The following is a 19154-nucleotide window of genomic DNA, read 5'->3' on the forward strand; positions in this document are numbered from 1 at the left end:
AACCACGCTCCCGTCGCCTTCATCCTAGGGGGATAATCGTTATTTTGACTACGGACCATTTCGCAGATTAGAGAACAAAAGGACCTACTTGACCTTCTTTAAGCTTTCGTATTTGCGGAATTCTCCGGGCGTCTGGCCCGTATATTCCTTGAACAGCCGATAGAACGCGCGCGGGTTCGTATAACCGATATCTAGGGATATTTCGTTGACGCTTTTGCCGGACATGATCAGCAATTGCTTCGCTCTCTCTACCCTGGCGTGCACGATCTGCTCTCCTAAGCCTTTGCCGGTAAGGGATTTGCAAATGCGGCTCAAATAAGCGGGATGCATATACACTTTTTCCGCGATCGTCTCTAAAGTCAGGTCGTGATCCAAATGCTCGCGAATGTATTGAAGAATGTTATGGATAAGTTCTTGGTGGATGTGGTCTTTGGTGTCTTTGATTTTGTCGTGGAGCTTGCGGGTGAGGGCGATCATGGCGTGGTTCAGCTCGTCGACGGAAACGATGTACCCGGCGCTTAGGTTCAACGGGGATTCGCCGCCCGACAGTTCTTCGAACGGCACGGACAATTCTCCGCACAGCTCGGACAAGCTGGCCGTATACTGCAAATAGAACACTTGCAAGTCGACTTCGGTCATGCCTTCGTAAGCCATCGTTCGGCTTAATTCGTACAGCTGCTCCTTAACCGAGTCCCATGCCCCGTTCTGAAGCGAAATTTTGAGACGCTCCTTCGTCTCGTTCCAGGAAACGAGCTTTCGGGGCGCGGCGGGCACATCAGGCAATTTCACCGCGCTCAGAATACTGCCCTTGCCGTAGTAAACTTTGTGCGATAGAGCCCGGAGTGCTTGCCTGTACGATTCCCGGATAAGTTCCCGCCGATCGCTTCCCGTACCGATGCCGATGCTGAGCGACATTTTCAAATAGTGCTGTACTTTCTCCTGTACTTTGCGTCCCATCTCCTCGAGCTGTCCGTTATCCGGTGCTTGAGCAAGATTCAGCAACACCGCGACCCGGAAAGAATCCAGCGGGGCGGATACCGCTTCCCCGTACTCATTAAGCACTTCCTCCGCGATATTCGTTACGGAAAATAACATGAGTTCTTGTTCGAGTCCCGTGTACTTGTCCCTGTAGGCAAGCCGGTCGCCAATCTCCATGACCATCACTTCGAAATGTTCGTAGGGCAATCGGAGCCTGAACTTATCGGGTACGACCATTGCCCGGTAAGCGGTCGTCTCGCCGAGAAGAAGCCGGGAAAGCTGGCGCTGCTTGAACAGATTGCCGTTCGCTTGGAACGCGTTATCGTAATCTTGGTTTTTCATGTTCATCTGCGTGATGACCCGTTTCAAATAGTAATATTCGTCGCCGTCGCCGAGTCCGTTCTCTGTCCCTGTCTGGTCGTGATCGCCGATCAATTGGCGAATATAACGCATCAGATTGCGCAACGGAGTATAGAGCCGTCTCGAACTGAACCATGCCGCGACCGCTTCGAGCAAGATGAGCACCGCGCAGATCGAGACGATGCTAAGCAGCAATATGCGGTTGTTGGCCGTAATCTGCCCGTTCGGAATCGCGTAAGCGTAGCCCAAGCCGTTCTCGAGAGAATGGCTGCGAATGACGACGTAATCTTGAGGGTTATCCGCCATGCGATCCATCCACGGCTGTTGATCGGAATTTACAAGTTGACCGTGACCGTTCGTGATCAAAATATGACCTCCGCTTCCTGCAGGGTTGCGAGGAGGGAGCACGAATCTGTGCATATCCAAGTCCACGACGAGAAATCCGAGCGTCTTTCCGGTTAGCGGATAACGGACGACGTAGCTTGCGACGGTTTCCCCACCGGTCGTTCGCCGGGAGAACAAGTCGTTCAACAGCAGTCCGTCCGGCTTGGAAACGAGGTCGACCAGCTCGCGGTCGGGAAAATCGTTGAAAGAATAAATGGAAGAGCGGTGCGAATCGATCAACGTGCGGGAGCGATTGTCGATGAAGTAGAAGCTTTTCACGTAGGCTTGGCTCGCGGTTTTCTTTCTATCCAGGGCGGTGAGGAGGTTAAAAGCATCCGACGTCGTTGCCCGGTTCCGAAGGACGTCGCTGTAATGGTCGAAGTTCAGCATCATCTCGTAGATGATGCTTTTGGCTTGCTGCAGCATGATCGTATTCGAGTCGATGACCAGATTGAGATATTCCGTGCTGTAGGTCACCGCCTGCTTCTTCGCGTTGTTAATGGAAACGAAGTAAGCCAACGAGCTAATAAGCAAACATGGAATAATCGCAATGCTTAGCAAAATCGCGAGCAACTTCGTGTACCCCTTGCCGATGTTTCTCCGCAGCAGCATGGCGATGCCCCCTCGTATCTGTCCCGTATACGCTTACATTGTAACAGGTTCGCAAGCCGTCCATGACTGACTTATCGTTAAATAAGGGACTAATTCTGATAAAATAAATCGATTGCGTCGGAGCGTCGCTTATTGATCGCTTTATGTTCGAAGTTCACTCGTTTACTGTACGCGTATGTACCTCCCGGATCCGAATATTCATGAAGAAACGGCGACCCCAGCGGCCGCCGTCCCTTCTCTATATCAACGATTAAGGATACAGCCGGCTTTGGGGAACAATCTGTTGCGCTTGTCCCGGGTAAGCCCAGTAAAGCTTGATGACGGCGTTCGGTTGATTGTTGTAGTATTCGATCTTAATGTCGTACTTCGTGCCGGAGGACAAACTAATCGTCCCCGATCGATCCGTAGGCGAATGGTCGCTATAGTGATCGATGACCATCGTTCCGTTCACCCACACCTTCACCCCGTCGTCGCTCGTCGTCGTAAACGTATAAGTTCCCGTGACCGGCGCCTCGACTTTGCCCGTCCAACGAATCGAGAACGTGTCGCTCGCATCGAAGTTGATTCCCGTCGGAATCGACGTTCCCCAATCGAAATTGATCTGGGAATCTATGCGCGTGTTCCGAAGCCCGACGAAATCGATGTTGTTGAAGTACTCGCCCGTCAGCCCGGTCCCCGTCCCTACGCTCGAGGCATCGGTCGTGACCGTGACCGCGCCGCTTGCCGCGGATACGTTGTTCGCGGCATCTCGCGCCTTCACGGTATAGGTATAGCTCGTGTTCGCCGTCAGTACCGTATCCGTGAACGTCGTCGCCGAACCGGCTACCGTACCCGCCAGCATCGTGCCGCGATAAATCTCGTAACCGTCCACGCCTACGTTATCGGTGGACGCCGTCCACGTCAGCGTGACCGAGTTTGCCGTCTTGCTCGGAGCGGCTAGGTTCGTCGGCACCGTCGGAGCTTGCGTATCCGGTCCCGGGTTCGTCGTGACCGTGACCGCGCCGCTTGCCGCGGATACGTTAAACGCGGCATCGCGCGCCTTCACCGTGTAGGTGTAGCTCGTGTTCGCCGTCAGTCCCGTATCCGTGAACGTCGTCGCCGAACCGGCTACCGTACCCGCCAGCGTCGCACCGCGATAGATCTCGTAACCGTCCACGCCTACGTTATCGGTGGACGCAGTCCACGTCAACGTGACCGAGTTCGCCGTCTTGCTCGGAGCGGCCAGGTTCGTCGGTACCGTCGGCGCTTGCGTGTCAACGACGCCTCCTCCGTTACCGATTACGAGCTTCACCCCGACGGTAGAGGACAATCCTCCGTTCGTCGAGATCGTAACCGTACCTGCATAGGTCCCTTCGGCAAGTCCGGCAGTATTAACGGCTACGTTGAGCAACCCGTTCGTTTGCTCCGCCGCGACGGTTCCGGTACCGGATCCGACGGATGCGGTGATCCAAGGCTGCGAGGCGGACGCCGTCCACGTCATGCTCGCGATGCCCGTATTGGCGAGCGGAACCGATTGAGCCCCGATCGATGCGCCGACCCCGCCCTTGAACTCGAGGGAACGCAGCAGCGGCGTCGGCCGCTCGGCGAGCGTGCTGCTATTCGTCTTCACGTATATCGTAGAGGCTCCGGAGTAAGAGTTGGACATGAAATACGGTTCGCTGTACTTGCGAATTTCGACCGGCCTAGCCGCGTACGAAACGTTCGGATTATTCCGTACGGTCAACGAGTTGTTCCGGTAGAGAACTTGCGTCCACTGGTCGGCGCGCGCGCCGAGCGTCGAGCCGCTCCCCGTCACTCCTTCGAAACCGCTCGCCGCGATGGCGTTACGCGATGCCACGATCTCTTGGCCTTCGTACGGCGAAATCTGCGCGTTAAACAGCGCTGGAGGCCCTGACGCCACGTTGTTCTGTGCCGTAGTCACCGCAGCCGACCCTCCTCGGAAATAGGAGCCGAGAACGGAAGGACCGAGGAAATCGTAACCGTCGAACGCCCACGCGACGATGTTCATGCCGCTATGAACCGCGTTATTGGCGATTTCGTCCCGTTGCTCGTTCCAATACCCCGGTCCCGTGCTATATCCGCCGAGCACTCGGCCCCCGTAGGTACGGTTAGTAATGTTGCCTTCGGCCGCGAAACCGAAAGCATTCCCATCGGCATCGGGTCCAGTACTGGCCGAATAGAACAGGTTGTACCCTTCCGGGAACGCGTCGATATTGTTCTTGTAGACGACATGGTCCTTGGACAAGTACGTCAACGTGATCTTGCTATCCGCAGCCGGAGGTATTCTCCACGCCTTGTCGACCGTTATCGTAGACGAAGTATGGCTGACGATTTTCCTCGCTTGACCGATGCCCGTCCCGTTCATGATGACGACGTAGGCTTGTCCGTCCAACTGCCCGTGCACGATGTTGCCCGGAACCGAACTGATCGCCGGCATATTATCGACGTTGCGCGCCTGACCGTCAATAAGTCCGTCGGTTCGGATCGTAAGCGTCGTTCCGGAATTGGATGCCACTTGCGCGTACACTTTGCTCGGGATGCCATGGAACAAAATCAGTTCGCCGCGGTTATCGTCCACCGCCACGTTCGTCCCCGTATTCCAAGCGATGTACGAGTTCTCTACCGAGCCGAATTGCGGCGCAGAGTAGAAAACGCGCTTCGCCCATACTTTATATTGGAGCTCGTTCGCCGGCACGAAATTCAAATAGTTTTTGCTTCCGTTCGCATCTGTCGGCCAGTTTAACGTTTCGAAATGATTGCGCTCCATAAGCAGGTTATTGCCGTCCGTGTAAGTCGCGGCTTCGGTTTCCGATACTTGGGCGCCGCCGTAAGGACCGCCGTAGAAGTTATTGTTATGAATCCAGAAATCCGTCCCGGACAAAGTCAGTCCCCTGTAGAAATCCGACCCGGTCACTTCTCCCCCCGACGTGCGAATGTCCACGGTGCCTCCTTTCGTTCCGGCATCCGCCGTGATGACGAGATCCTTGAGCCTTATGTCCGCGTAAGGTCCCGGGAAGTTCGTCTTGATCGGCCCGTATTGGGGCTGATTCGGTCCCGTCTTCTGCCGTAGCGTGAATGCTTCCAGCATCGTGTGCTCGCCGATGATCAGAATGCCCGTCGGGAATTGGTTGACGGGATCGATGTTCAGCTCGGTCGCGGTCTTGCCCGCCCCGATTAGCCGAACGTTATCCGTCAGGCTGATCTGTCTCTTCAGCGTGTACGTTCCGGATTGCAGCCTAACGGTGCCTCCGCTAGGATTGGCGTGCTGGGCGTCGATCGCGTTCTGAATGTTGACCGCGTCGTCCCCGCCGCTCCCGACCGGCGCGACGACCGTCTCCGTTGCCCCGCGCGTCCATGCAGGCGCTACGTTTAACGTCAGCGGGGAGCTCCAACCGTAGGAACCTCCGTGTCCCGAGTGCAAGTAAACTTTGTAACTCCCGGACGTCAGATTCGCGGGAACCGTAAACTCGACCGCGTATGGCTCGACGGACGTTACCGTTGCCGCCTGGAAAGCTCCGCCTCCAGCCGGCTGCAAATAAACGTAGGAATTGGCCGTTCCGTGGCTCTGCGACAGGTTTTTGCCGAACAGGCGCTTGGAGCTTCCCGGTGCGGCGGCATTGCCGAACGGTCCCATCCATGTAGGCTCCGGCCGATTCAATGCTACAGGACTGCTCGCTCCGGCGGCGTTCTCGACCCATACCAAATACATGCCGAAGGGCACCCCGGCGGGGACGATCGCTTGAAGCACTTGATCCGTCACGCTGACGATCTGGGCTTTCGCGAGCACGCCTCCTCCGGCCGTATTCGCCCATAACCAGACGGTCGTATCGCTTCCTGCCGTTCCCCCCGAAGAAGCGGTGAACCGGACGCCCGTCATCGTAAAGCTTTCATTCGGCTTCACCGTCCTTGTCCATTCCGCGATCGCGGGCGCCCCCGGCGCTACCGCAATCGGCGGATTCGTAAACGTAACTCCGTAGGCGTCTCCCGGCGCGCTCGGTGCCCCGCTTGGAGCGACCCATTCGCTCGGAGGCGGCAAAGCCACGTCGTTCGGGTTCGCGTAAGCGATCCGGCTTCCGGGCCATGCGGCGGATAAAGGCAAGGACGACAGCAACAACAGAACAGACAATAAGCATGACAACCCGTACCCGCTTAGCTTGCTCGTCTTGTGCCAACTCATTAGAATTCCTCCCATTCCGATTTGGACATTCCACATCGTTATCGCTTTCTAGATCTCGATGCCTTACGTCCGATCGCCTCCCTCCGGATTTTTATCGCATGTTCCTCGCAAGCGGGAAACAACGAGTTTCTCCCCCCTGCCTCTTGATCATACGCCCGTCCGATCCCGCAGCCTACTGACCTATCCCGATATCAACGACTATCTGGCACAACTTGAACGATATTTCTCCTTCAAAGGAAGTCCGAAACGCCAAAAAATTCAACCGGCCGGTTGAATTTCGTTCACAACATCATTTATACTCAACCACATCCACGGTCTAAAAAAGGAGTTGTCGACAATGGAATTGAATACGCAAAAGGTAACGACCTTCCTTACGTTCTCGGGCGAAGCGGAAGAAGCAATGAATTTCTATGCGGACGTATTCGACGAATCCCGGGTCGTCAGTCTTATACGGCAAGCGAACGGCAAAGTGCTGCATGCGACATTCACCGTCAAAAATCATTTGTTTATGTGCATCGACAGTCCCATAAAGCACGAATGGACGTTTACTCCCGGCGTGTCGCTATTCGTTAACTGCGATTCCGGCGAAGAAATCGAGAGAGTATTCGAAAAGCTGTCCGACGGAGGCCAGGTTCGCATGCCGTTAAGCGACTCTCCGTTCAGCGAGAAATTCGGTTGGGTGGACGATCGTTACGGAGTATCCTGGCAATTGAATCTAGCCAAGACGAATTAAGCAAGGCGTTAAGCAAGGCGTTAAGCAAGGCGTTAAGCAAGGCGATCAATAAGTTAAATCAACTCGGAACAGCCTTTAGTCGTTGAGTACCCCTACCGCGCGGTTTCGTTTGTCCCGGTACATGGCTTTGTCCGCATGCTGGATCAAAGCGTCGACATTGTTTCCGTCGCGGGGGTATATCGCGATTCCGATACTTCCGGAGATCGTAATCGCGTTGCCGTCGACCACGAACGTCCGTTGCAGCTCTTGCGCTATCCGATCGGCAAGCCGCTCGGCCTCCCCTTCAGATGCGCCGTTCGGAACGATGATCGTGAACTCGTCTCCCCCGATCCGTGCCGCGGCATCCTCTTCAGGCTCGCATTGCCTTAAGCGGGAAGCGACTTCTCTTAACAAACCGTCGCCTACGTGATGGCCGTATCGATCGTTCACCGGTTTAAATCCGTTGAGATCGACGTATAGCAACCCGATTCCCGTCGAACGGCTCTCCGGTTCCGCTGCTTCGAGTCTCGCGATGGCCGATCGAAACTTCTCGTAAAACAGAAAGCGGTTCGGGAGATCCGTCAACATATCGTAATGCGCTTGACGCGTAATTTTGCTTTCCATCTCGTTCTTCTGCTCGAGCAGTTCTCCGAAGTAACGTATCGATTCATTGAATGCGATCTCGACGCTCTTCAACTCGTCTTTCGTATCCAGCTTAACTCTTGCGTTCAGATTTCCGGCCGCGATCTCCAGCGAAGTGCGTTGCAACATCTTAACCGAACGCATAACGGAAAGGCTTACCGCTAGAAACAACGTAACGGCAATTCCGACTAGCACGAATAGAAGCGCTATAGTTAGATTTCTTCCCCTCTCCAGGGAAATCTCCCGTTGTTTAATCGAATCTTCTATTAACCCCATCGCTTGATAATATAATTGATAGCCGGTCATCATCGCTTGGCTGCCTTCTAAGATCAATCCTTCCGGCACTTCCACGAACTCTTCATCGTCGTTGAATGCGTATTTCATTTTTTCGGAAAACGTTCTAGCGTCGCTAGCCCAACGCTTTGCCGTCATTCTCATATTCGAGGTTCCCGCTTCGTCGGCGAAATAAGTCGCGCCTAGTTCGACGCTCCTCCCGATTTCAGCTAAAATATCGTTATTCAATCCGCTCAATATGTGTACGCGAACCTGCTGTTCCGCATTGATTTCCTTAGCTTCGGTACCGTAAATCGCCAGTCCGACCAAGGAATCCAGCTGCGAAAGAACAAGCGGAATCTGTTCCAGAACAACCGGGCCTAGCTCGTTCGGTCCGCGATTCGAATCGTTTTTTAATCCGCTGGCGTTCCCAATGCCGTACATGAAATATCCGTTATTCGCCATGACTTCGGAATAAGCGACGTAAAGAAGTCCGGTGTGGATATCGGTATTCATCTTCAGTACGCCATTAAACTGTTCGTAAATCTTTGACCATTCATTCGGCATGCGCAGGTAGTCACGCATCTGCGTCTGCATGATCGCAAGCTTAGACCCCTTCTCTTTCAACTCTTTGTCCGTGTTCGATATGATCGCCGCAAATTCGGACTGATCTTCGGCTAACCACATTAGACGCCTCTGACTCAACAAATCGTTAAATTGCAATAGTGTCCGGTGGTATTCTAAGCCTTGACGCTCTTTCACCGCAAACTGTAATTTCTCGTTCGCATCGGAAACGAGCAAATAACCGGAAATGCACATAGGTACGATCAAAAGCGTTCCGATTAACGTAAATTTGTAGGGATACCTAAGTCTGTTCATGAAACCCGTAACCGAGAAAAACGACCTGTTCATTATGGCTCTTCTTTCAATAGATAGGATGTCTGTATTATTCGCTAGATTTCGACCATATCCTTTCCTTCGTTACTTGCTTTTTTTAGAGAAAAGGCCCCAAGATGGAGAGAACTCCATCTTTGGGCTCATCTGTAAATTCAGTATCGATTCGGCTACTAGCTTCTCTTCTTGCGGGTCATGACGTCAAAGATGACCGCCGCCGCCAGTACGGCTCCTCGGATCATGTACTGGTAGGAGATACCGACGCCCAGCAAGTTCATCCCGTTGGTCAACGAAGCCATTACTATGGCTCCGATAATAGAGCCCGTTACTTTACCGACGCCGCCAGCAGCGGATACTCCGCCGACGTACGCTGCCGCAATGGCATCCAATTCAAATAACGTACCCGCGGTCGTCGTCGCCGAATGGAGACGAGCCGTGTACATAATTCCGGACAGCGCCGCGAGCATGCCCATGGAACCGAATACGATATACGTAATCTTCTTGACGTTAATCCCGCTAAGATGCGCGGCTTCCGGATTGCTTCCCACGGCATAAATATGTCTTCCCAACACGGTTTTCCTAGTCAAGAAGTGATAGACCACGACGATGATCAGCATGATGATAACCGTCCAGGAAAATCCTTTATAACCCGCGAGAATCCAAGTGATATAAGCGATGATTGCGGATACGAAAATGACCTTCACTGTAAAAATACGCATAGAGACAACATCGAATTGATACTTGAGCTTGCTTCTGCGATTCGATATTTCACTGTAGATGTATAGAAGTATCATTACTCCCCCTAGGATTAAGGAGAGCAGGTTCAGGCCGTTGATCTTGGCGATCGAAGGAATGAACCCGGTGCCGATCGCGTTAAAGTTTTCGTCATCTACGATAATCGTTCCGCTCTTTTCCGTAACCATCAACAGTCCGCCCCTGAAAATAAGCATTCCCGCGAGTGAAGCGACGAAGGCAGGAATTCCGAACGAGGCGACGAGTACTCCGTTAAACATACCGATGACGATACCAAGTACGAGGATGATCGGAATCGTGAAGTAGAAAGGTAAGCCTGCCTGCGTCAGGAGGATAGCCGCGATCGCACCCATGAATCCCGCCGCGAATCCGACGGACAAGTCAATGTGCCGAATGACGATAACAAGCGTCATACCGACGGCTAATACGGCAATATATCCGGTGGCATCCAGAAGGTTGCTAATATTACGAGAAGACATGAACAGCCCGTCCGTCATGATCGAGAAGGTGAGCATGATGACGAATAAGGCAATGTACATGCCGTATTCGCGGATATTCACTTTGACAAGCGACTTCGTTTCATTGAAAAAATTCATAGGTGCTCCTCCTATTGCGTAGCAAGCTGCATGATTTTTTCCTGATCGGCCTCATCCTTGTTTAGCTCGCCTTTGATTTGGCCTTCGGCCATGACATACACGCGATCGCTCATCCCGAGTACTTCTCCAAGCTCGGATGAGATCATGATAATGCTCATGCCCTCTTTGATCAGCTCGTTCATGATCGTGTATATTTCGAACTTAGCGCCTACATCGATGCCACGAGTCGGTTCATCCAAGATCAGCAGCTTCGGCCCGACGTACAACCACTTCCCCAGAGACACTTTCTGCTGGTTGCCTCCGCTTAAGTTGCCAACGATTTGCTCTACGGAAGGCGCCTTTATGAACATAGAGTCTTTGTATCGGTTAGCAATGACGACTTCTTCGTTGTCATTAATAATCCCTTTAGAGGAAATCCCTCCGAGATTCGCGGCCGATAGGTTGCTTTTGATATCTTGAATCAAGAACAGCCCGTCGCCCTTTCGGTCTTCGGTGACATAGGCGATCCCCACCTGAATCGCTTCGCTCGGATGATTAAACGACTTGGGAGAGCCATCCAGCAGCAATTCGCCCTTCAGTTTATACGACTTCGGATTACCGAAGATGCTTAGCGCAAGCTCCGTCCGTCCTGAGCCCATCAAGCCGGCTATTCCGACGATTTCACCTTTATTAACATGTAGATTGACTTCTTTCACGACTTCCCTGCCTAGCTTAGGATCATAAGCGTTCCATTCCCTAATTTCAAAAATTTTATCTCCGATTGATTTGTTCGTCCTCTTAGGATAGATGTCTTCGATCTCGCGACCGACCATGTTCTTAATGATGATGTTCTCGGACACTTCACCTTTGGAAGCATCCAGCGTACAGATCGTTCTGCCATCGCGGAGCACGGTTGCTTTATCCGCAATGGATATAACTTCCTTTAACTTGTGAGAAATCATAATAGAGGTGATGCCTTGATTTTTGAGTTCGCGTAGAAGATTCAATAGGTTTGCGCTGTCGTTCTCGTTTAATGCCGCCGTCGGCTCGTCCAGAATGAGCAGCTTGACGTTCTTGCTTAACGCTTTGGCGATCTCGACAAGCTGTTGCTTGCCTACTCCCAAATCTTTGATCAACGTTTCGGGGTTCACGTTCAGCTTCACTTTTTGCAGCATCCGCTTGGCCTCGACGATTGTCCGGTTCCAATCGACGAGCGAACCGCGCTTCACTTCGTTACCGGCGAATATATTTTCGTACACCGTAAGATCCGGAAACAAAGCCAACTCCTGATAAATGATTCCGATGCCCGTTTTCACGCTGTCGCTGATCTTGTTGAACCATTGCACGCTGCCCTCGAACACGATGTCGCCCTTATAGGTACCGTGAGGATAAACGCCGCTCAACACTTTCATCAAGGTGGACTTCCCTGCCCCGTTCTCGCCGATCAGGCAGTGAATCTCGCCTCTCTCGACTTTGAAATTGACATCCGTGAGCGCTTTAACGCCCGTAAATTCTTTGGAGATATCAATCATCTCTAAAATGTAATCGCTCATCGTTATGCACTCCTTAACCAAACAACTCTTACAATTAAGGAATAGTGATAGACGAATCTATCACTATTCCGCTCATGCTATGTGCGATTGCATTGTAGGGATTACAGTCCGGTGAAGTCGCTTGCTTTGTAATAGCCGGAATCGACAAGCTCTTTTCTAATATTATCTTTAGTGACGACGATAACGTCCGTTTGCTTTGCTTTGACTTGGATTTTTCCATTGTCATAAGTACCGGTCGTCTGAGGCGTTTTGTCTTCTAAGATGGAGACTGCCATGCCCATTGCATCTTTAACGAGGGTACGAACGTCTTTAAACACCGTCATCGATTGTTTGCCGTCGATAATGTATTGACCGGAACCTTTGTCTGCGTCTTGCCCCGTAATCGTGTAGCTTGTGATCGCCGAATCGGAAGCGAAAACGTCCGCGATCGCACGGGACGTCCCGTCATTCGGAGCAAGAATAGCTACATCGCCTTTCATGTCGGCAGCAGCTGCGGTCAAATGCGTTTGAGCTTTGTTCTTAGCTTCGTTAGGCTCCCAGTTCGTTGTAACTTGACCAATCACTTTACCCATCTCTTCGCGGGACAAATCGACTTTGTCTTTGAGAGCTTCCGCTTCGCTGGAGTTCGCGATTTTGAACGTACCGTCAGCGATTTTCGGTTGCAGCACCTTCCAAGCGCCTTCGAAGAAGATGAACGCATTATTATCGGAAGCGGCGCCTGCGTACAAGTACAGCGGCTGGCCGTTTCCTTTGGCGTTGTCTACCAAGTATTGCGCCTGCGCCGCGCCTACCGAGAGGCTATCGAAAGTGACGTAGTAGTCGACTGCGTCCGTTCCCGTAATCAGACGGTCATAGGCGATGACTGTGATACCTTCATCTTTGGCTGCTTTGACCGCGCCCCCGGCGGCTGCTCCGTCGAAAGGACAAATGATCAGAACTTTGATGCCTTTGTTGATCAGCGTTTCTACGTTTTCTTTTTCCTTGGCGGATGAGCCTTGGCTGAACAAAATTTCCGTCGTATATTTCGTGCCGTCGAGAGCTTCTTTGAACCTTTGTTCATCCTGAAGCCATCTTTCCTCGTCTTTGGTCGGCAATACGATACCGACGCTCAATTTGTCGCCGCCCTTGTTACAAGCTGCAACGATAATGGCTAACATCATAATAACGAGCGCTAAAGAAATCGACTTGATGGTTTTTTTCATTTTCATACCCCTCTCGAAATTGGACTTAGCGGCTAACAAGAACAACTATAGCACCCAAATTCAGGGATGAAAGCGCTAACTACTAGCATTCTTTTACAACCGTCTATACTTTTTTATGGTTTTTGGAACGGGGGAGGCGGATTGAAGGTACCTCTTAGCACAAACTTGGCGATTCCCGCCAATTTGCCTGCTCTGGCCGATGTAACCCGACTCAGCCGGGCTATTCACGACTATATGTCTCATCCGGCATCTACGCAGTCTAATTTACTCCAACGAAGTTTTCTACTGAAGAGGTATAGATCAAACAACCACCTTGAGCTGAAGTTAGAGCGGCTGCGCCGCTTTAAATCGAGCAAACAGCTACCTTGCGAGGAATTAGAGCGGCTGCGCCGCTTTAAATCGAGCAAACAGCTACCTTGCGAGGAGTTAGAGCGGCTGCGCCGCTTTAAATCGAGCAAACAGCTACCTTGCGAGGAATTAGAGCGGCTATGCCGCTTTAAATCGAGCAAACAGCTACCTTGCGAGGAATTAGAGCGGCTGCGCCGCTTTAAATCGAGCAAACAGCTACCTTGCGAGGAATTAGAGCGGCTGCGCCGTTACTACTCAGGTCTCCCCAAATACGGAGAGATTCTTTCTTTACCTCCCAACTTTCGGCTAACGAACCACGATACGAACTGAGAGTACGTTATCTCCGCCAAAGGTCGGCTGACGACGGAGGATGTTACTTAGTGTGAGGCTGGATGACGACTACGGTGAAGCAGACTAAAAAGTGCCTAGTAATACTCCCTAAAAGAAGTTGACCTGAGTAGTAACGGCTACGCCGCTTTAAATCGAGCAAACAGCTACCTTGCGAGGACGATTCCCATCCTCATGCCGCAAAAAAACCGTCAGCCCCCTGACGGTTTTCCTTAAGCTCCCTTAGTCCTCGATCCATCCATTTACTTCCCGGTTCCCACGTTGCGATAAACGTCTTCCTTCGCATGGAAACCGTCGGCGATGATCGTCTCGTCGATATTCAGCTTATTTACGGCAATCGGCGGAAGGAGAACGGACGGCACTTCGATTTTCCCGTTGTTCACTTTCCGGTCCGCGCCGACGTTCTCGCCTTTCGCCATCTTAACCGCAAGCTCGGCGGCTTTGTAGGCTAACGCTTTGATCGGCTTATACACGGTCATCGTTTGCATCCCCTGGACGATCCGCTGAGCGCCTGCAAGCTCCGCATCTTGACCGGCAACCGGAATTTTACCGGCGAGTTCATGCTCAGCAAGCGCCTGAACGGCGCTGCCCGCCGTCGCATCGTTCCCGGCAATAACTGCGTCGATCTCATTGTCGTTGGCGTTGAGCGCGTCTCTCATATGGGCTAGCGAATTAACCGGCTTCCAGTCCTTCGTCCATTGGTCGTAGACGACCGTTATGCTCCCGTTGTCGATTAACGGCTGTAAAACGTTAAATACGCCTCGTTTGACAAGATGGGCGTTGTTATCCGTTTCCGCCCCGCCGATATAAACATATTTGCCCTTAGGCACCAATTTCGTGATCGCCTTCGCTTGGAGCTCGCCCACCTTCTCGTTATCGAACGATACGTAGAGATCGATGTCCGCGTTCTTGATCAGGCGATCGTAAGAGAGAACCTTGATGCCTGCCGAATGAGCCTTCTTAACGATTGTCGCCGTTGCCTCGGCATTATGCGGAACGACGACAAGAATGTCGACGCCTTGACCGATCAATGTTTCGGCTTGGGAAATTTGTCTTGCATCGTCGCCGTTAGCCTCCATAATCTCCACCTCCGCGCCTAACGCCAACACGGCTTCCTTGAATAAATCCCTGTCCTTCTGCCAACGCTCTTCCTGCAGCGTGTCCATAGAAAACCCGATTTTGATTTTCTTTCCCTCAACGCCGGGATTCGCACCGGAATCTACCGTGGGCGTAGGCTTAGCGGCCATTGTCGGCTTAGGCGTTCCGCGCTTGTTGCCGTTCTCTTCGCAGGCCGAGACAAGACAGATCAATGCCAGCGCAAGCACGATCAGATACCTTTGCTTCCCCATTCGCTTCTCCCCCTTTCCATTCACGATCGCCACGGTTTTCAACTTTTTTTGCCGAGAAGCGTTTTCCGGTACTCCGTAGGAGAGACCTCGCACATTTTTTTGAACACCTTGCTGAAATAGTTCGGATCGTGATACCCGACCTCGAACGTGATTTCCTTCAAGCTTTTCTCCGGATCGCCCATGAGCTTCTTCGCTTTGTCGATGCGGCATTCGGTTAAGAAATCGATGTAATTGACGCCAAGCTGCTCCTTGAACATCTTACTAATATAGAACGGGCTCAAATCTACCCTCTTCCCGATCGCTTCCAGCGTGATGTCCTCGTGGGAATGCTCTACGATATATTGCTTGATCTGCTGAATCGTGTCCGGCTCCAGTCTTTCATAATGTTCCATGTACGATTGCCGCATCCGATCGAGCAGGTTACCCGATTCGGCGCGCAGTTGTCGATAATCCTGCGCCTGGAAGGAGTAGAGCGGCGTATCCGTTTCGATGCCCATCTCGTTCATCACCCGCGAGGCGATCCAGTGAAGCTCCAGTACCCTCTGCTGCGTCTGCAGCAGATCTGCCCCCTCGTGCTCGTAGCTTCGGATGAAATCCATGAAGTCCGCATGCACTTGTTCCCACTGGCCTAGCCGGATTTGATCGAAAAACTGTTTTTCCCGCTGCTTAACCAACTGTCCGTCCCGAACGACGCCGAGAACGGGCATGTCCGAATAAAACCTGTATTTGACGGGGAGTGAAGGATCCATGGAAGCGATTAGAGCCTCCTGATAAGATTGCCGGATCTGATCGAGCGACCCGCACACGTTACCGATCCCGATGAACCAGCCCGTACCGACTCCTGGCTTCGCTACGGAGAGTAGCTCGGTTGCGAGGGAAAGCGCTTGCGACCGGAACGATCTGTCCGGCTCCCGGAACACGATGATCGGGATTTGCCGACCGTACAACGCGCCAACCCAACCGCTCGCCGACTGCCGGATCTTTTCTTTAATCGCGGAATAGAACCCTTCCGAGCCCGGAGGCAGGAGAATGAGCATCGCGAATTTCTCGGCCGTCGTTCGAATGCCCAGCAAACCGACCAACTCGTCCAGATGCACCTCATGCACGTGATCGAACAACAACTGCGTAACGACGTCCGTCTCGACGAGCGGCATCGCCTTCTGAAGCGCGTCCTGTTGAAGGCGGTTCGCTTCCAGGGATAGCCGTTCTTCCTCGATCTGCTTCAGCACTTTCCCTACGGTCGCCAGAATTTCGCTGGCTTTGCTCGGCTTGAGCAAATAATCTTTCACGCCAAGCCTAATCGCCTTGCGCGCGTATTCGAACGTATCGTATGCCGTAACCATGACGAATTTAATGTCGGGATACTTCGACCCGATCCGTTCGACCGCTTCAATCCCGTTTATCCCCGGCATCTTGATATCCATTAAGATCAGATCCGGCTGGAACTGCTCGGTCATCTGAACGGCGACGTTCCCGTTCTTCGCTTGTTCGATGACGAGCTCGGGAAAGCCTTTCAGCAGTATCGCTTGCAAACCTTCCCGCTCGATCTGTTCGTCATCCACGATCAGGAGCTTTATCATAACTCTCGTTTCCCCTTATCTTCGGAATGGTCAGAATGACCTTCGTGCCTTGATCGGCGCCGCTCTCGATCGCGATGACATCGTCATGACCGTAGAAAAGGCGCAACCGCCTGACCACGTTACTGAACCCGATGCCGGTCGAATGCCCTTCCGTCTCCATCGGATGCTCCTCCAGAATTTGCTTAATCTTAAGCTCCGACATACCGGGACCGTCGTCTTCGATCTCGATCGTCACCCGCTCGTCGTCATCCGATACGCGGAACCGGATCGTACCGCCGTCTTCGTTCGGTTCGACCGCGTGAATAACGGCGTTCTCGACGATCGGTTGAAGAGTGAGACCGGGAAGCTGGATGAAGAGGCAGGACTCGTCGATGTCCGTAACAAACCGCATACGCTCCGTAAAGCGCGCTTTCTGAATTTCGATATACTGCCGTAATACATTAACCTCATCGTAGAGGGTTACGGATCTATCCAACCGTTTGAGGTTATAACGCAGTAACCCGGCAACGCTCGCCAACAGATCGCTCGTTTCTTCCGAGCCCTCGAGGTAAGCCTTCTTGGAAAGCGTATTCAGCGTATTAAACAGAAAATGCGGATTAATCTGGCTCTGCAGGCTGCGAAGCTGGCTTTCCTGGAGCAACAGCTTGCTCTGCTGAAGCTCGTTCTCGAGCTGCGCCTTCTGTTGAATTTCCGAGATCAGGTTATTGATGTTAATGCGCATTCGATCGAACATCTTCGCGAGGAAGGAGATTTCGTCGTTGGACTCCACTTCGATCTGCAGATCGAATCGGCCCCGCGACAGTTCCTTCGCCGCTTGCGTCAGCTTCAGCACCGGGCGGGTGATGCTCATAGAGAACCCGTAAGTGAAGAGCATGAGCAGGAACGTGATCAATAGCAACAGCCAGACGCCAAGCTTCTTCAATTCTGACGATTGTTCGATAATGCCGCGATAGAAACGGTCATACGTCTTTAGTTCCGTATCGAGCAGGGTAAGCGTCATCTCGGAGATGTACTTGCTAATGCGCGTCGCTTCCGAGAACGCTTTGGCGGATTCTTCGGTTTCCTTCTCCGACTGGAACATCAGCGACCGATCGGTCGTCTCCACGAGACTGTCGATCAAGTTCATGTAGTTGGTCAGAGCGAATTCGTTCTCCTCGTTGCGTAATTCGAGCACATCGACCCGTGCTTTGCGCATCTTCTCCTTGCTCAAATTAAGCTGCGTCAAATTATCCCGAGAGGATGCAAGCAAATAGTTGTTCAGATTCGTAATCGTCTGTTGACTCGTGCTCGTCACTTCGTTCATGCGCAAATACCGTTGCAAAATATCGTTGTATTGATTCTGGGTTTTCTGGTTGTAGTAAGTCAGCGTGATCCAAATCGCCACCATGATAAACAAGACAACCGCGGCCAACGTCCATATTTTCTTCTGGATGCTGTTCATTGCGCCCCCGCCTTCAACATCCGGATATCGGTAAGATATCCGTCCGTATTGAGTGGAACCGTCTGACCGCTCAGCCATTGGATCATGAGATTTACGCTGATCTTACCCATCTCTTCGGGGGATTGTTCGATCATCCCGTCAATCTTGCCTTGCATAAGCAATGACATCGATTCGGGGCTATCATCGAAGGAGTAAATATAATAGGGATCTACCTGGGAACGTCTGCCGATCTCTTGAACCATCGCTCCCGCGATATTCGCGTTAACGGCGACGAAGGCATCCACGTCGGGTACCCTGTTCATCAGATCTTGCGTAGCGGCAATTACCCGTTCTCTCGTTTCTGGCGTTTCGGCATATTCCGTGCGAACGTACGGGTAATTCTCCAACACGTCATGAATGCCGTTCAACCGTTGCTGCTGATAATATTCCTGGCGGCTGTCGCCTATAAGGATTACGCTGCCTTCCGTTCCCATATCCGACAACAGTTGTCTAGCAATCATTTGACCTGCCAAGAATTGATCGGAACCGACATACGTTCTTCTAATGCTTTCAACCATCGGCACGTCGTTCGCTACGGTAATGATAGGAATGCCGTAGAAAGAGGCTTTTATTTTCGTTAGCTCGTTGAATCCGTCCGTATCCAGCCCTTGAACGATAATGCCGTCTACTTTGGAGTCGATGGCGATTTCGATTTTTTTCAAAAAATCCTCTTGGTTCTTGTTGTAACTTCCCCATACCTCGATGCTTGCCCCAAGCTGCCGTGCTTCCTCGATCGCGCCGTTGCCGACCTTAACCCAGAATGGCGTCTCCAGCTCCTGAGTAATCAGAACCAATCGGTATTGGGCTTGCTCCCGTTCCGATAGTTGCGGCAATTGCCAATTCGAGCGAAATACTTTGTACGCCGATACGAATGTAAAATAGAAAAGAAATACGCATACGAGGCCGAGTATAAAGAGGACCGTTTTTCGCAAGA

Annotated in this window: 12 protein-coding genes; 2 read left to right on the top strand and 10 right to left on the bottom strand. The window is 52.2% G+C overall.

All coding sequences use genetic code 11. The features are described from left to right. Positions 1–84 precede the first annotated feature (84 nt). Positions 85–2334 carry a helix-turn-helix domain-containing protein gene (locus HH215_RS16225; RefSeq protein ID WP_169280852.1) on the bottom strand — a complete coding sequence of 750 codons (2250 nt, stop codon included), beginning with the start codon at positions 2332–2334 and terminating at the stop codon, positions 85–87. Between the two features lie 250 nt (positions 2335–2584). Continuing rightward, on the bottom strand, positions 2585–6511 hold the full coding sequence (locus HH215_RS37050) for a PA14 domain-containing protein (protein WP_169280853.1): 3927 nt from the start codon (positions 6509–6511) through the stop codon (positions 2585–2587). 337 nt (positions 6512–6848) lie between these two features. On the opposite strand from HH215_RS37050, the gene HH215_RS16235 reads away from it, so the two are divergent. Beyond that, positions 6849–7244: a VOC family protein gene (locus HH215_RS16235; protein WP_169280854.1), complete on the top strand. Its 396-nt coding sequence runs from the start codon at positions 6849–6851 to the stop codon at positions 7242–7244. A 75-nt stretch (positions 7245–7319) separates the two neighbouring features. Here HH215_RS16235 and HH215_RS16240 read toward each other — a convergent pair whose 3' ends face one another. From HH215_RS16240 to HH215_RS16255, 4 genes are all read right to left on the bottom strand, one after another. Continuing rightward, complete coding sequence (locus HH215_RS16240) at positions 7320–9050, bottom strand: GGDEF domain-containing protein (RefSeq protein ID WP_169280855.1); 1731 nt, start codon at positions 9048–9050, stop codon at positions 7320–7322. 155 nt (positions 9051–9205) lie between these two features. Beyond that, entirely contained in the window at positions 9206–10381 is a 1176-nt protein-coding gene (locus tag HH215_RS16245) for a sugar ABC transporter permease (protein WP_169280856.1), read from the bottom strand. Positions 10382–10392: 11 nt separating this feature from the next. Next, positions 10393–11913, bottom strand: a complete 1521-nt coding sequence (locus HH215_RS16250; RefSeq protein ID WP_169280857.1) for an ATP-binding cassette domain-containing protein — start codon at positions 11911–11913, stop codon at positions 10393–10395. Positions 11914–12014: 101 nt separating this feature from the next. Beyond that, the gene (locus HH215_RS16255; RefSeq protein ID WP_169280858.1) at positions 12015–13115 is read right to left on the bottom strand and encodes a sugar ABC transporter substrate-binding protein; all 1101 of its coding nucleotides are present in this window, start codon (positions 13113–13115) and stop codon (positions 12015–12017) included. Between the two features lie 141 nt (positions 13116–13256). Between HH215_RS16255 and HH215_RS16260 the strand changes: the two genes are divergently transcribed. Further along, the gene (locus HH215_RS16260) at positions 13257–13793 is read left to right on the top strand and encodes a hypothetical protein (protein ID WP_169280859.1); all 537 of its coding nucleotides are present in this window, start codon (positions 13257–13259) and stop codon (positions 13791–13793) included. Positions 13794–14053: 260 nt separating this feature from the next. Here HH215_RS16260 and xylF read toward each other — a convergent pair whose 3' ends face one another. The 4 genes from xylF to HH215_RS16280 are packed head-to-tail and all read right to left on the bottom strand — an operon-like array spanning position 14054 to position 19152. Beyond that, positions 14054–15160, bottom strand: coding sequence for a D-xylose ABC transporter substrate-binding protein (gene xylF, locus HH215_RS16265; protein WP_174887623.1), 1107 nt, complete (start codon positions 15158–15160; stop codon positions 14054–14056). A 38-nt stretch (positions 15161–15198) separates the two neighbouring features. Then, positions 15199–16740 carry a response regulator gene (locus HH215_RS16270; RefSeq protein WP_169280860.1) on the bottom strand — a complete coding sequence of 514 codons (1542 nt, stop codon included), beginning with the start codon at positions 16738–16740 and terminating at the stop codon, positions 15199–15201. Continuing rightward, entirely contained in the window at positions 16715–18181 is a 1467-nt protein-coding gene (locus HH215_RS16275; protein WP_169280861.1) for a sensor histidine kinase, read from the bottom strand. The genes HH215_RS16270 and HH215_RS16275 overlap by 26 nt, the downstream gene beginning before the upstream one ends. Next, complete coding sequence (locus HH215_RS16280; RefSeq protein ID WP_169280862.1) at positions 18178–19152, bottom strand: sugar ABC transporter substrate-binding protein; 975 nt, start codon at positions 19150–19152, stop codon at positions 18178–18180. The genes HH215_RS16275 and HH215_RS16280 overlap by 4 nt, the downstream gene beginning before the upstream one ends. Between the last annotated feature and the right edge of the window lie 2 nt (positions 19153–19154).

Origin of the sequence: Cohnella herbarum (genome assembly GCF_012849095.1) — a bacterium.
Lineage (GTDB): Bacteria > Bacillota > Bacilli > Paenibacillales > Paenibacillaceae > Cohnella > Cohnella herbarum.